The 14,906-nt window shown below is 52.2% G+C and carries 10 protein-coding genes; 1 reads left to right on the top strand and 9 read right to left on the bottom strand.

The genetic code is table 11. The annotated features are described in order from the left end of the window. Positions 1–476: 476 nt before the first annotated feature. From Q8M98_08015 to Q8M98_08055, 9 genes are all read right to left on the bottom strand, one after another. Positions 477–5,744, bottom strand: coding sequence for a carboxypeptidase regulatory-like domain-containing protein (locus tag Q8M98_08015; GenBank protein ID MDP3114706.1), 5,268 nt, complete (start codon positions 5,742–5,744; stop codon positions 477–479). 332 nt (positions 5,745–6,076) lie between these two features. Continuing rightward, entirely contained in the window at positions 6,077–6,970 is an 894-nt protein-coding gene (locus Q8M98_08020; GenBank protein ID MDP3114707.1) for a SagB/ThcOx family dehydrogenase, read from the bottom strand. Positions 6,971–6,991: 21 nt separating this feature from the next. Further along, positions 6,992–7,510: a 4Fe-4S binding protein gene (locus tag Q8M98_08025; GenBank protein MDP3114708.1), complete on the bottom strand. Its 519-nt coding sequence runs from the start codon at positions 7,508–7,510 to the stop codon at positions 6,992–6,994. Beyond that, a complete protein-coding gene (locus Q8M98_08030) occupies positions 7,507–8,562 on the bottom strand; it encodes a mannose-1-phosphate guanylyltransferase (protein ID MDP3114709.1) in 1,056 nt (351 codons plus the stop codon). Before Q8M98_08030 ends, Q8M98_08025 begins: the two co-directional genes overlap by 4 nt. Positions 8,563–8,573: 11 nt before the next feature. Then, the gene (locus Q8M98_08035) at positions 8,574–9,191 is read right to left on the bottom strand and encodes an outer membrane lipoprotein carrier protein LolA (protein ID MDP3114710.1); all 618 of its coding nucleotides are present in this window, start codon (positions 9,189–9,191) and stop codon (positions 8,574–8,576) included. 17 nt (positions 9,192–9,208) lie between these two features. Continuing rightward, the gene (locus tag Q8M98_08040) at positions 9,209–11,479 is read right to left on the bottom strand and encodes a DNA translocase FtsK (protein ID MDP3114711.1); all 2,271 of its coding nucleotides are present in this window, start codon (positions 11,477–11,479) and stop codon (positions 9,209–9,211) included. A 9-nt stretch (positions 11,480–11,488) separates the two neighbouring features. Continuing rightward, positions 11,489–12,565 carry a DUF933 domain-containing protein gene (locus Q8M98_08045; GenBank protein ID MDP3114712.1) on the bottom strand — a complete coding sequence of 359 codons (1,077 nt, stop codon included), beginning with the start codon at positions 12,563–12,565 and terminating at the stop codon, positions 11,489–11,491. Beyond that, on the bottom strand, positions 12,562–13,356 hold the full coding sequence (locus Q8M98_08050) for a pseudouridine synthase (protein MDP3114713.1): 795 nt from the start codon (positions 13,354–13,356) through the stop codon (positions 12,562–12,564). Before Q8M98_08050 ends, Q8M98_08045 begins: the two co-directional genes overlap by 4 nt. After that, complete coding sequence (locus Q8M98_08055; protein ID MDP3114714.1) at positions 13,298–13,693, bottom strand: LptE family protein; 396 nt, start codon at positions 13,691–13,693, stop codon at positions 13,298–13,300. Before Q8M98_08055 ends, Q8M98_08050 begins: the two co-directional genes overlap by 59 nt. 202 nt (positions 13,694–13,895) lie before the next feature. On the opposite strand from Q8M98_08055, the gene Q8M98_08060 reads away from it, so the two are divergent. After that, on the top strand, positions 13,896–14,570 hold the full coding sequence (locus tag Q8M98_08060) for a PTS sugar transporter subunit IIA (GenBank protein ID MDP3114715.1): 675 nt from the start codon (positions 13,896–13,898) through the stop codon (positions 14,568–14,570). Positions 14,571–14,906: the final 336 nt, after the last annotated feature.

Below are 14,906 nucleotides of genomic sequence, written 5' to 3' on the forward strand. Positions count from 1 at the left end.
TCGGCGCAAATCAGACCGTTTTCGACATCCTCAATAACACGCATCTTAAAAGCCATGCTATAACGATTTACGGGCTTCTTTTCTTTCATTTTCTCTTCTCCTTAGAAGTTGATTTGGTGTCAACTTTTTTAGGACGGGACATCTTCCCCCTTTGCATTACGGAATCAATACGGACTCATTACGGACTAAGTCCGTATTGACTCCGTAATGCTAAGGGGGAATGTAGCGCAGCATGCCGATGCTGCGGAGGCGATAAGCTGGAAGAGATGAGTGATGAGATGAGGTTCAACCTTGAGCAGTCCGGAGGACGGTACGCGATATGGAATTACCGACGTCCCCGTCGGTTCCAACGCCACAACCCCATCAGTGGCTGCTGCGCATGAACCGACGGGGACGTCGGTAATTCCATATTCCACCCCAAAAAAAGCCCCGGGCACAATGTCCGGGGCTTGTATTATCTTTTCAGGCAGGATATATTACTGCATGAGGATCATCTTTTGGGTGGAGACGAAGCTCCCAGCCGTCATCCGATAGAAATAGATGCCGCTGGCAATGTTTTTGCCCGCATCGTCCTTTCCATTGAATACTACGCTATAGCGTCCGCTGTTGTGCTCTCTGTTCACCAGGGTGCGCACCAGCTGACCTTTGACGTTATAGATCCCGATGGAAACGGCTGAGGGGTCTTTGACCGCATAGCTGATCGTGGTTTCGGGATTGAAGGGATTGGGGAAGTTGCCGTTTAGCGCGGTTGCCGTCACGGGGACGATGTCATCCTCGTTTGAGGAGCCGGCGATGAGGATGAAATTGACGGTAGTAGTCTGATTGGCGGTGACCACCACGTTTTCAATCGTATGCGACACGAAGCCAGTGGCGGAGGCGGTGACGTTGTGAGTTCCAATCGGGATGACTATCGTGTAGGCACCGGCGTTGTTTGTGGTGGCTGTGAATCCGCTTGCGGTGACGGTAGCGCCGACAATCGGCGAGTTGTTTTGACGACGTACTACGCCTGAGATCATCCCGGTGATCATATCCTTGATCAGGACATTTGAGAATGAGGGGACAGAGGTGACTCCAGCGGTATAGACCGCTTTCACCGCCCAGCGGTAGGTGCCGTTTGGCAGGGTCAGCCAACCGCTATCGGCAAGGTTCAGCGCTGTGATCAATTGAGGAGTGAGCAGTGTCCAACTGGCTTCATTGGTTTCATGGGTCGCCAGCAGACGCCAGACCTTATATCCGGTAAGAACGCGGCTTGGGGATTGAGCATATCTCACTTCGTTGGCAAGCGGCAATCTGGGTTCGCTGCGCACACCGCCTATTTCCATTCTGCGGGAAGGATTGGTGGTGGCGATCGGAGAGCTGAGTTGGCCTGTGCCGGAGGCGGAGTGTGAAACAAGTTCTTCAGCGCGGAAACGGATGCCGGTCACAGCATTGCCGATGTAGATATTATCCATGAACCAAACATACCAGAGACCATCATTGGCAGGCGGGTCTTCGGCGTGGAAAGCGATCTTGATCTGCTGTCCGCCATAGGCAGCTAAACCGATGGAGATGGGAGAGGCATAGTAGTTCCAACCTCCGGTCTGGGTGCTGGCATCCCAAAGGGGTGTCCAAGTGCTTCCATTGTCCGCGGAGACCTTCACATAGTAATGATCACCGTTTGTGGAACCGAGGAAGACATAGGAATCGAACCTCAGATATGCCGAGGGCGGGCAATTGAAGGCTGGCGTGATCAACCATTCGTCCTGATGATCATAGCTCCACCACAAACCTGCTTGATGGGTTCCGTCGGTGGGGTTGGCGGGTTGTCCGCTCACGGTGATGGCGCCGAACCTGCACCAACTGGGGAATACTCCGGAAGCATTTATAGGCCCGGTGTTGGTTATGGTGCGTGTCCAATCCGTGGGCGGGAAGGTTGCGCTTTCGAAACTTTCGGTCACTTCGATGGCATTGGGATCCGGTTGCTGCCAGGTGACGTTGACCAGGGTGTTGATGTCATTGATCGCGGCAAGGACGGTATGAGGTGCGTATGCCACTTCGTTGAGAGTAATGCTGCCCATTGTGTGGTTGGTGGCGCCGACGTTGATAGTGCCGGTGGCGCTTGTGTAGCCAGGGCAAAGGATGGTGTATGCATACGCCTGGTTGGCATAGACGTTCGGGATGGTGAAGGCGCCGGTGGCAGTGGAATTTGCCGTGTAGTTGGCATAACCTACCAAATAGATGGCGGCTCCGGGAAGCCCCGCTCCGGTATCGCTGGCGAGGATCATGCCTTGCACAGAAACAGATGCCATCGGTTGCATGGTCACGTTGATAATCTCGGTTTCATCCTCTTCCAACACGAAGTTTTGGGTGAGAGTGACATAGCCGTATTTACTGAAACTGATGGTATAGTTTCCGGGCAGGACGTTTTGGAATTGATACTGTCCGGCGGCGTTGGTGGTGGCGGTCGCTCCGGTTTGAGTGATCGATACGGCGACTCCCGCGAGGGGTTGGTCACCGGCTCCAAGTACTGTTCCGTTTACGTGTCCCACTCCACCGGGGATGACCATGAAAGTGGTCATCGGGAATATACCGGTGACGGCTCCGACTGTTCCAGGATTGGCGGGATCATAGACGACAGTATCGGAAAAGATGTTGCGGGCGCGGTTGGTGCCCACGGTCTGGCTCTTGAATAAATCCGATGAACTAAAGTATCCAGCGTCCATGGGGCGGTTAAACAGCATCACCAGGTTTTCCCCGTTCAAATACAAATAGGGTTGGATGAAGGGGATGGTGATGGTGTTTTGTCCGCTGGGGTAATTGATGTTTCCGTCGAAAACCAAGGTGAGCTGAGTGGATGGAATAAAGCCGGCGGAAAGATTGGCTTGGGTGGTGGTTCCGATCCAAACCTTGGTGGGCTTGTTCGGCAGGTTGGTCAGGAAGTTGTTATATATCTGGATTCCAGTGATCTGACCCATGAAATTTCCCATCTCGGCTGGGTAATAGAGGGTCTGATACAAGCTGTTGCGATAGAACATATCAATCGGCATGCGGGCGGTTTGGGTTCCGGTGCCGATGGTGAAAGAAAAGACTCCGGCGGGGTTGACGAGGATGCTCAGGTTCTGGCTTTGATCGTTGGCAGTGTTCTGGTCGCCAACCAGGAAGACCCTGGCATAAATAACCATGGCTACGGCAGCGGCGGGGGTCCACTGAATCGGGATCTGCACCGTCTGGCCTGGGTTGATTGCAGTGCCGTCTGCTGTGGCAAGCTCTGTGCCGGTGGAATTGAATAGCTTCACGGTATATGTGGATTGAGGATTTGTGCCCCAGTTCAGGACGCTTGCAGTATAAGTGGAGGGCACTCCGACAGTGGGAGTCATGTTTCCGGTCAATGCAGAAACACCAAGATCGTTGGCGGCGATCAATTCGATGGTAACATTGTCCACATAAATCGTCTGACCTGCGGCTATGTTGCCGTGTTTGATCGCGATGTATCTGCCGGTTCCAGTGTAGCCGTTCAAGGGAGTAATGTATTCCGTCCAGACAGTGGGAGTCGTGACGCTCTGGATTTGAGTGAAGGTGGCGGCGTTCAGGGGATCGGTCATCACCCCGATCGATAAAGTATATGTAGCTGCCACGCCTTTGACCCAAAGTTTCATCCTGGTGGTGTTTACAGGTATTGTCTGAGCCAGAGGCGGGCCGACCAGAATAGTGTTTGGGCTGACGGGGCTGCCGTTATAGATGCGCACACAGTTTGGCGCGCTGTAGGGTGCGCTGGCGATGGTTACGACGGCAGGGGATGTCCCACCGGGAGAGATCAAAGCCGACCAGTCCAGTGGCAGAGCCGGTGCCGTCACTCCATCAAAAAGCTGCACATAAGGCAGAGTGTTGACAGTGGTGTCAATGCAGTTGCCGGTCAACGCCACAGTGCGGGGAAGGCGCAGGTTGTCCGTGATCGTGATCGTACCGGTGTGCGCTCCTGCGGTTGTGGGATTGTATCTGCCCACGAAAGTGATGCTTTGGCCGGTGGCCAGGCTGGCAGGCAAAGTTGGCAGGTTTTGCAGGGTGAAGAAAGGCGAGCCGGCGATCGAGATGCTGTTGATCGTCAAGGTGCCTCCGCCCACGTTCATCACCGTGAAGGTCTGGTTGTGGGTGGTATCCATGAGGACAGTGCCATAATCCTTGCTCGCGGGAGTCACGCTAAACATCGGATCGTTGCCAAGCGGGGTCATGTGGAAGCTCGTTTTGGCAAATTGACCGGTGATCGTTCCCACAGCTCCGGGATTGGCGGGATCATAGACGACAGTATCGGACTGGACATTGCGGGCGCGGTTGGTGCCGACGGTCTGGGCTCTGAACAGATCCGAAGAGCTGAAATAGCCTGCATCCATGGGGCGATTAAACATCACGACAAGGTTTCCACCGGTGAAGGGGAAGATGGTCTGCAACGGAATCAGGACTTCATTGTTGCCGCTGGGATAGTTCACATTACCGTCAAAGACAAGCGTCATCTGAGTGGAGGAAATCCACCCGGCGGACAGATCGGTTTGAGGGGTGGTGCCCATCCAGATTTTGGTGGGTTTGTTCGGCAAGTTCGTGAGGAAGAAATTGTAGAGCGTGATAGCGGTGATGTTTCCATACAAGCCGAGCTCGGTGGGGAAATAGAGAGTCTGGTTCAAACTGTTGCGATAGTACATATCAATCGGCATAAGGGCGGTCTGATCTCCGGCGCCGACCGTCACAACTATGACTCCGGGAGGCATGACCGAGATATTCAAGGGCGCGGTGATGTCGTTTGCAGGATTTTCATCACCGGCGAGAATTACTTTGCCGCGAAGGGCAGCGGGTCCCTCCACCGTTGGGGTCCAGGAAACCTGGATCTGGAGGGTCTGCCCGGCGGCAATGGTTGTGCCGGGGGTGCTGGCAAGCACGGTGTTGGCGGCATTGATCAGTTGGACGGTATAGGTGTTTTGCTGGTTTGAACCGCGATTATAGACGGTTACGGTATAGTTTGTGGGGTTGCCCACGGAGGGAGTCGTATTTCCGTTGATAGCGGTGGCGGCGAGGTCATTCTGCGCCGGCACGGGAGGCGTGAACACATACTTGTTTCCGGTGAGAAAAGGAACGTGGGTGCCATTGATCCCGGCGAATGCCACGGTTGAAGAATATGTCGCGGTGGGGGAAGCGGGAGTGATGCTCAGATAGTTACCTGCGACCGCTCCGGAGAGTCCGATGGAGGCAGTGGCGGAGGTGCCGGGTGCGTCCCCCATCGTTCCATAGACAAATTCGATCTTGTTTGTGCCCTGAAAGAGCTTGATCTGGAAATTGATCAGGTTCACCGGAGCAACACTATAATACCACTTTATGTTTTTAAACTGAATGGTCAGCACCTGATTGGGAGACGTGCCGCTCAGTTCAGAGGAAACGTTTCCGTCGGTATTGGTCATCAGGTCGTCCCAAAGCCCGCCCATGATCAGGGTCTGGGTGGCGAGCAAATTGGATAACGAGGCGGTGGAAGTAGGATTCAGGGTGATGAATCCGTTTGTATTCGCCCTGAATGTGGAGTAAATGATCTCATCATACATAAAATCGAATCCGATGTTGATCACGGGGGACATGGAATCATCGACGCCTGGTCCGTGAATCTGCGTGGGATTCGTAATTTCCGTATAGGTGGAAGTAGTTTGCTGGAACGAGTATTCCGACATCGCAGCAAAGCTTAGCGAGCAAAGCATTGTCAGAATCACAACGATTAGTGCATTCTTCATGTGGTCTCCTTGGTTTTTGTAATGATTATAGAAACGTTAACGCATCAGGGCTTGAGGTTTAGCCTCAAAATAAGCGCCGTGGCGCCAACACTTGATTAAAGAACTGTTTAGCCGGATATCTCTTAATTATATCGGCTCCCACATCTTGCATGTAAAAATGAAGCCAATTATACAAAAAAATTGCAAAGCGAAGGATTTAATGACGGATTAATGGCACTCCCCGCTCTTATTTTGGAGAAAGAGCAAAGCGAGGATAAAGTGGCGCATCAGCCATAAATGGCTGTATGGCGGGAGATAGCCCGTTTTTAGAGGATTATGGGGAATAGGAGCGGTCAGAGCGCTTTCTTTCCCACGGTGGCGATGTAGATGACAAATTCTTCGATGCCGTCAATATCGAGACACTCGTTCATCGCTTCATCGAGGTAAGCTCCGATCATGCATGCTCCTCCTCCGATCGCCTCTGCTGCGAGATGGATGTTTTGACCCACATGTCCCGCGTCCAGATATAGATAGCGGTAGCCGCGCTGTCCATAACGCCAGACTGTGCGATAGGGAACGGCGGAAAGGATGAGCGTGACGGGTGCCGTTTTGACCATTTCCTGCCGCATACAGGCTTCAAAGATGGCGTCCGCGGTGGCGGTTTTATCGTCCATCAACACCAAACAGTGTTTGACTGGATGATAATAGTAAAGACCTGCCTTGATGCCGGTGACTTCGGACACAAGAACATGGCACTCAAAGGGATGGCGCGCTCCGGCGGAGGGGACGTTGCGCAGTGTCATTTCCATCCGTTCATTGGAGCGGAAATCCCGCGCCCAGCAGCTTGACCAGAGGACGAAGGATAGCTCTTCCGCGGAAAGGGGAACGGATGCGTATTTGCGCAAGCTGCGGCGCTGTTCGATGGCTTGGCGCAGACTCATATCCGGGATGTCCAGTTTGCCGACCGCGGGCAACTGAATGATCTCCCCGCTCTTTACCTTGAGGGCGTCCGGACGCTCAATACCGCTTTCCTGATCGCTTTTTTCGCCGAAGAGATAGCGGGTGAGGCGAACGAAGTCGTTGCCGATGGATGCCGCTTTGGGGCGTTCGGATTCGATCTCGGAGAGCACCTGGCGCAAGCTGGATTCCAAAAAGTCATATTCCTCGGCGCTGATCTCCGCTTGTTTGAGTATCTCGTCCTTATCATAAGCTCTTGTCTTATAGTAGAGATAACCAAAGGTCTTCATGTCCATGGTCTTCCTCCGCTTTTACTTTTTAATAGCGCGGACGGGACAGCCGCGAAACTTGCCGATGCCCTCGATGCAGATTCCGCATTCGATGCACAGAGCGGGATCGATGACGGCTTTGCCCTTGACCATTTTTATCGCTGAAGTGGGACAGTTTCCCACACATAGCTTGCAGCCGATGCAACCTTTGGCGTCCACGTGGTATGTCGATGCTTCCGGACGCACCTCGCCGCTGTAGAAATCCCGTAAGATATAGAGTCCCTTATCGTTGAACAAGCGACTGACGAGGATGATATCCCCTTCGACGATGCCTTCCACATACAGGCTATCTCCCGCTGAAATGGCGAGTCCAAGAGTGTCTAACACGCTTTGTGACGCCAAAAGGAGGCGTAGGCTGCCTTCCTGATGACGGAGGAAAGGACGGTGTTTGATCATTTCGACCACGCCGCGGTAGCCCGAGATTTCGGCATCGGTATCGATCGCTGCGAAGGCGCTGACTGAGATTAACGTGATGAGTAGTAAGGCGATGAGGTATTTCATAAGAGATTGTCCTTGTTCTTTAATTTGAGTGTGTCCACGATGTTTTTTACCTTTTCGGAATCCTCTTTCGTGCTGATGAGGATGGCGTCTTCGGTTTCAACCAGGCAGAGGTTTTCCACGCCGATGAGAGCGACGAACTTGTTTGAATAGATATAGTTATCTTTGGAATCGAGAGCCAGTCCTTCACCCAGAAAGCTGTTTCCTTCTTCATCCACGGGGGAGATATCAGAGAGCGCTTTCCAGCTTCCGACGTCGCTCCAGCCATAATTGACGGGGATCATGGCGCGAGACTGTGCAGGCTCCATGATGGCGATGTCGATGGGAGTTTTTGGCATTTGGGCATAGGTGGTGGCGATTTCTGCTTCTGTGGCGCCGTTTTCCTGTAATCTACAGATATCTTTGGCGATGATCAAAGCCGCCGGCAGATGTGTTTCAAAGGCTTTGGCGATGGAATCCGTCGTCCAGCAAAACATGCCGCTGTTCCAGTAGAAATTGCCGCTCGCGAGGAAATGGTTGGCGGTCATATAATCCGGCTTTTCCTTGAAGCGGGAAACTGTCCTCACGCCAGGTGCAAGCTCTTCTCCCGCTTCGATATAGCCATATCCGGTAGCGGGATATTCGGGGATGATGCCAAAGGTGACGAGATATCCGTCCCGCGCCACTTTTTCCGCAAGAACGAGGCTTTGCAGAAATGCCGGAGTATCGCGAATGATGTGATCCGCGGGCAGCACAACCATGCATTCTGAGGCGGGATATTTGTTCATCAGATGTGCCGCGCTCAACGCTATGCAAGGCGCGGTGTTCATTCCAAAGGGTTCGATGATGATGTTTTCCTCGCTTAGTTCCGGAAGGTGTTCGCGCACCAGCGGAACCTGCGAAGCGGCGGTCACAACATAGATGTTCGAAACCGGAATCAGCGGTGTGAGACGCGCCAAAGTGAGCTGTATCATGGATTTATCGCCCATCACGCGCAGAAATTGCTTTGGCAGCCTGTTTCTGCTTTGAGGCCAGAAACGGGTGCCGGCACCGCCAGCCATGATCAATGCTATCATATCTTTATCCTCTATTGTTCGATGATCTGGGCATCTTTGGGATAGCTGAAACTCCAGACCCCGGATGGGATCGCGGCATTGGTCTTGATGCCGGAAAAAGCGTAGGTGACGGTGTTTCCGGAGCTGTCTGAATAGGAAAGACTTTGCACGAGACCGCTTTTCTTGTTGATGGAGGCATTTAGTGAAATGATTAGCGGATCGTCCTTGGGGATGAGTTTCACGCTCACGATATCTCCACTTTCCCTGATAATTTTGACGGTCGATTTCGTCCAATAGAGCTGCAAAATCTCCACCGGGTTCATCTTGCCAAACTGGGGCAGCATCTGTGCTTTGAAGAGCGTATTGGATTGCGCGTCATAGAGTTCCACGCAGCTGTTTTCGATCTTCAGTAGCTGGGTGTGAGGTTTGTCAAAGCTCATCAGCATCCGTCCGGGGCTGAAATAGATCCTTCCGTCATAGACGATACTTCGTTTCAACTGGGGATAATAATTCGTCTGGCTCACGTTTGCCTGAAAACTGCTGAGGCTCTTGTATGCGCCTTGCATCTTGGCATGGATTTCAGCGCTGCCGGTGGCTGAGAGACTGATAGCCAAACAGCAGAGCAACAATAGAATAAGGTATCTTTTCACTGTATATATCCTTAAAATTATCTGTCTCCGCGGATGATGCCCATGTGGATGAGGTCTTCACGGTTGGCAAGCACATCGCGGGATTTGCTGCCCAAATGGGGTCCGATCACTCTCGCTCGTTCAAGAAGATCGATCAATCTTCCGGCACGGGCATAGCCGATCTTGAAATGCCGCTGCAGCATCGAAACCGAGGCGGTGTTTGCGCTCACGATCAATCTTGCCGCTTCCGGGAAAAGCTCGTCATCATAGTCAAATTCTCCAAATTCACCCTCTTCCTTCACCGGCAGACTGAAGTCCTGTTTCGGTTTGGGTTGCATGCCGAGGAAATCGCAGGTGCGGGCGATCTCGTGATCGGAAACAAAAGCGCCATGGATGCGTTCCGAAACCGCTTTGCCGGGCGGGAGGAACAGCATGTCGCCATTACCCAAAAGACGTTCAGCGCCGATCATATCCAAGATCACTCTCGAATCCACTCTTGAAGAAACCTGGAAAGCGATGCGCGCGGGGAAATTTGCCTTGATGATCCCGGTGATGACTTTGATCGAAGGACGCTGAGTGGCAAGGATAAGATGGATGCCGACGGCGCGCGCCATTTGTGCCAAACGCGTGATGGGAAGCTCGATATCCTTGCCGCTGGTCATGATCAGATCGGCAAATTCATCCACGATGATCACGATGTAGGGCAGTTTTTCAAACTCATCGGATTCCGCGGCTCTTTCATTGAAACCGGTGATATCACGCACGCGTGCTTCCTGCAAGAGTTCATAACGCCGCTCCATCTCTTTGACTGCCCAATACATGGTTTCCAAGGCGGTGTCCGGTTCGGTGACGACGGATCCGATCAAGTGCGGCAGATCGTTATAGCCCGCCAGTTCGACGCGTTTGGGATCGATCAATATCAGGCGCAAGTCATCAGGTTTCACCCGCATGATCAGACTCATGATGATGGCGTTGATGCACACGCTTTTACCGCTGCCCGTGGCACCGGCGATGAGCAGATGCGGCATCTTGGCAAGATCGGTCACCACCGGTTTGCCGGAGATGTCTTTACCCAGCCCGAACATCAGCTTGGCTTTGGAATTGCGCATTTCTTCGGAGAGCAGCAGATCGCGCAGATAGATCATATCCCGGGTGAGATTGGGAATCTCGATGCCGATCAAACCGCGTCCCGGGATCGGAGCCTGCACGCGGATGGATTTGGCTTTGATGGCAAGCGCAAGGTCGTCCGCGAGGGAGGAAAACTTGCTTACCTTGATGCCCTTGGCGGGTTCGAGCTCATATTGCGTGATGATGGGACCGATATTGACGTTGCGCACTTCCGCTTCGATGCCAAATTCCGCCAGCTTGTTTTTGAGGACATCGCTGGTGCTGAGGATCTGGTTTTCGATCTCTTTGCGATCACGATCCGAAAGCTTGACCGGGCTTTCGAGAAAGTCGCTGATCGAGGGCACCACATATTCGCGATCATCGTCTTCCTCATCGATGGGGGCGGGCTTGGGCTTTTTCGTTTCGCCTTTATCCTTCTTGGGGAGAAGCTCTTCCATCGGCTCGCGCCCATATTCGTCATGCCTTTGCACGATTGGCGCAGGCGGCTGGGGATTGATCACCGGATCGATCGGAATCCCTTTGATTTCATCTTTGTTGATTGTTGGAAGAGGCGATTTTTCCTCGTTTTCACGCATTTCCGCGCGGCGGGCGAGATCTTCCCACAAGAGCAAAACCCAGCTTTTGATGCGGCGATATTCAAAGATCAAAACCAGCGCCAGCAGCATCGAGGAAATCAGGATTATGTTCGTGCCGGTGCCTCTGAACACGGCAAAAAGTATCTTCCACAGAAAGAGCGGGATGATGCTGTGATCATAGCTCTTCATCCCCCCCGCCAGAAGCACTTGCAAGAGGAATAGCACGATTAAAAGCAGGTATCCTTTTTGCCTGGAGCGCGGCGCTTCCGGCTCCAAAAAATATTGCAGGGAGACCAATCCAACAATCGCAAAGCCAGCCAGAGACATCCAGTAACCAAATAGAAACACAAACAGATAGCCCACCATGATGCCAAACACTCCAACCGGATTGGAGGTGGGGGTTTCGGATTGGGAAAACCAGCTTAGCAAGCCACCGTTCGCGCTCAATTTGCCGACGTCCGTCTTGATGGATTCAAAACCGAATGCCAAAGAAAGGATGATCAGGATGCTGAGAACGGTGAGCGCTCCGCTGATCAGGCGTTTGTGCCAGGCTTTGATCCTGACGCGTGTTGATGCCGGTATCTTTTTCTTGCTTGTCTTTGCCATATTCACCTGCTAAACGTTGAATCTGATCGAGATGATGTCTCCGTCCTGCACGAAATATTCCTTGCCTTCCAGACGGAAGAGTCCTTTTTCCTTCAAAACCTTTTCGCTGCCGTGGTGGATGATGTCCTCATACTTGAAACACTCGGCGCGGATGAAACCACGTGCCAGATCGGAATGGATCTTGCCCGCGGCGGTGACCGCGTTGTCTCCTTTTTCGATTGTCCAGGCGCGAACTTCGTCCTCACCAACGGTGAAAAAACTCACATAGCCCATCAGCTTGTAGCAGAGATGGGTGAGGCGGTCACGCACGGATTCCGGGATCCCCATGTCCTCCATAAACATCGCCGCTTCCTCTTCTTCAAGCTTGCTGAGTTCCTCTTCAAATCTTCCGGCAATCGCTTCCGCCAAAAAACCTCTTTCCCTGATCTGATCAAGCAATCCGCCCTGCTTGGAAAAATCGTCCTCACCGCAATTGAGCAGAATCAATAGCGGTTTCTGACTGAAGAACTGAAAGCCGCGCAGGGTCTTTAGTTCATCTGTGCTGAGGTGCATCGTGCGGATGGATTTGTTTTCCTGGAGGTGTTCGAGGACGGCACGCAGGATCCTTTCCTCTTGCTGGATGGCGGAGGTTTTCACCCCGCGTTTATAGCCCAGTTCGATCTTCTCGATGCGTTTTTCCGCCACGACCATGTCGCTCAAGATCATCTCGTCTTCAAAAGCGGAGAGTTGTTTGAGGGGATCGACTGCGCCATAGAGCTCGTCCAGTTCGCCGTCAATGAAATCCCTCAGAACCAATACAAAGCCGTCGTTGCCTTTGATATCGGAGAAGAGCGCGTTGTCCGGATTGTCCTCGTGAGCGGAAAAGATGCCGGGAAAATCCCGATATTCGATGTTGGCATAGATAGTTTTCCTGGGTTTGTAGAGCTCGCTGAGGCGGGTGATGCGTTCATCGATGACTTGCACGACGCCTATGTTTGCTTCATGCGCCGGTGGGGCATATTTATCAGTGGAATGGGATGAGCGCGTGAGCGCGTTGAATATCGTGGTTTTGCCGCTTTTGGGCAGTCCGATCAAGGCTATTTTCATTTCTTGCTTCTTCCCTTATCCGGCGTGTGTTTTAGATAGCGAATCTCTTGCTCAGTGAGCGGACGCCAGTTTCCCAGAGGTAATTCCTTGAGCCGGAGCGCACCAAATTGCAGACGGCGCAGAGAGCGAACCTTGGCTCCGACGGCTTCGATCATCTGCCGGATCTGGCGTTTGCGACCTTCGGTGATGACCATTTTGAGAGTCATGGAAGTATCCGTTTCCGTCTTGACAAAGACTCCCGCGGGCAGGGTCATTCCACCTTCGATCACCACGCCTTTGCGCAGTTGATCGAGTTGGCTGCGGTTCAATTTGCGATCAATATCCACCCGATAGACCTTTTCCACCTTGAAATTGGGATGCGTGAGCTTGTTGATCATGTCTCCGTCGTTGGTAAACATCAGCAAGCCCTCGGAGTTTTTATCCAGCCGTCCCGCATAGCTGAGATTGCGTGCGCTATCCGGCAAAAGTTCATAGACGGTGTTGCGTTTGAGCTCGTCTGCTCTACTCACGATATAGCCGCGAGGTTTGTTTAGGATCAGATACATCATCTGTTTTTTGGCGGAAAGCGGCTTTCCCTCAAAACTGACCTCGTCTTTATCAGAATCTATGACGGCGCTCAAATCCATGCAGACCTCGCCGTTGAGCATGATCTTTCCACCGGTGATCAGCTCTTCCACCTTGCGGCGAGAGCCCAATCCCGCATCTGCCAGAAAGCGATTGATCCGCAGCGGATTACCACTTTTCGAGGCTGTTTTGGACGACCGTTTTGAAGAGACTGTTGATGAGCTCATCGATGGCTTCCTCTTTGCTTTTTGATTTTGCCGTACTCTCAGTGGAAACCGCGTAGGCTTCCATCAAAGTCAGGCTCTTGTTTTCATAAATAACTTCATTGCGGATCAGATCCGTGAAACTGATCGCGAGCGTCAAACGCAACTGATAATCCTGAACGTTGTTGGCGGCGTCATAGCTATATACCCGCTCTTCAAAAGAGATCACTCCCCCCTCGAGCAGGCAGTCCGGCTGCTGGTTGACCACCTTCAGGCGTCCGTCGTTGCGAAATGCCACACTGAGCTGATTATACACTTTTTCCGAGATGCCAAATTCCGCGCTTTGGTTCTCAAACGGCATCACCCGAATTTTTTTCAAATGCGGGTAAACGTTTGAATACACAGAGTATGAGCATCCCGAGAGTGCCATCAGCACCATCATTAGATAAATAATTCTCTTGACCATTATGTCATGCTCAAAAAAGACTGTATCCTTGTCAAGATAAACCTGAGAAAGGCTTTAAGAAAAATAGATAAAAACATGATGCTTATGGAGGTATCGAATGGCGAAGAAGTTCCTTTCCAAAGCGGACGCAGCCAAGAAACTCAAGGTCTCCGAAAAGGTGATCCAGGAGATGATCAATACCAACGTCTTTGAAAGCAAACTCGTCGGCAAAAACACCAAAATTGACGAAGATTCGCTCAACGAATGGTTGGAAAACCTGAACGAAAACGAAGAAAAGATGCTTGCCCTCAAACGCGTGATCTGCCACTTTGAAGAATACATGCGCCCCGAGAATATCTTCCTCGATTTCCATGCCGATAACAAATACGATTCCATTCGCGTCCTCAGCGAAAGAGCCAAAGATCTCAAGCTCGTGCGCGATGCCCGTTGGCTCTATGAAGTAGTCGTCGCCCGCGAGGAATTGATCTCCACCGCCATCGGCAACGGAGTCGCGCTCCTCCATCCGCGTCATTTGCATCCCTCCAAGATCAAAACCCCCAGCATCCTCTTCGGCAGAACCGATGAAGCAGTGGATTTTGACGCTCCGGACAACAAGCCGGTCAACATCTTCTTTATGCTGCTGCTGCACAACGACAAACAGCATCTCTTCTCGCTGTCCTACATCTCCAAACTGATCATGAACCCGGAGATCCTCGATAGTTTCACCACCGCTGAAAACAAAGAAGAAATCCACGCCGCCCTGACCGTCATGCCCGAGCAACAGCAGAAATAGGAAAAACACCCTTCCCCCTTAGCATTACGGAATCAATACGGACTCATTACGGACTAAGTCCGTATTGACTCCGTAATGCTAAGGAGAGAGGTAGCGCAGCATGCCGATGCTGCGGAGCGCCTGCATAGCTAATTAGTGGCTTTGATAAGCTCTTTCATATCAGCAGACTATCTCATGGAGCGCTGTTTTATGGAGCGCCGACGTCCCCGTCGGCGACACGAAGCTCTATCCCACTGCGACAGCAGCGATGACCTTGACACATCTGCCAATTTCGTAAACCATCCACATCTTTGTAACCATCCACATCTTTGTAACCGATCTACAAATCCGTAACCG

The sequence above is a fragment of the Candidatus Cloacimonadaceae bacterium genome (assembly GCA_030693415.1).
Lineage (GTDB): Bacteria > Cloacimonadota > Cloacimonadia > Cloacimonadales > Cloacimonadaceae > JAUYAR01.

Excerpts from the sequence above, each read along its gene's own strand:
- Q8M98_08015 (MDP3114706.1), bottom strand. The coding sequence starts at position 5,744 with ATGAAGAATGCACTAATCGTTGTGATTCTGACAATGCTTTGCTCGCTA.
- Q8M98_08020 (MDP3114707.1), bottom strand. The coding sequence starts at position 6,970 with ATGAAGACCTTTGGTTATCTCTACTATAAGACAAGAGCTTATGATAAG.
- Q8M98_08025 (MDP3114708.1), bottom strand. The coding sequence starts at position 7,510 with ATGAAATACCTCATCGCCTTACTACTCATCACGTTAATCTCAGTCAGC.
- Q8M98_08030 (MDP3114709.1), bottom strand. The coding sequence starts at position 8,562 with ATGATAGCATTGATCATGGCTGGCGGTGCCGGCACCCGTTTCTGGCCT.
- Q8M98_08040 (MDP3114711.1), bottom strand. The coding sequence starts at position 11,479 with ATGGCAAAGACAAGCAAGAAAAAGATACCGGCATCAACACGCGTCAGG.
- Q8M98_08045 (MDP3114712.1), bottom strand. The coding sequence starts at position 12,565 with ATGAAAATAGCCTTGATCGGACTGCCCAAAAGCGGCAAAACCACGATA.
- Q8M98_08050 (MDP3114713.1), bottom strand. The coding sequence starts at position 13,356 with ATGAGCTCATCAACAGTCTCTTCAAAACGGTCGTCCAAAACAGCCTCG.
- Q8M98_08055 (MDP3114714.1), bottom strand. The coding sequence starts at position 13,693 with ATGCCGTTTGAGAACCAAAGCGCGGAATTTGGCATCTCGGAAAAAGTG.
- Q8M98_08060 (MDP3114715.1), top strand. The coding sequence starts at position 13,896 with ATGGCGAAGAAGTTCCTTTCCAAAGCGGACGCAGCCAAGAAACTCAAG.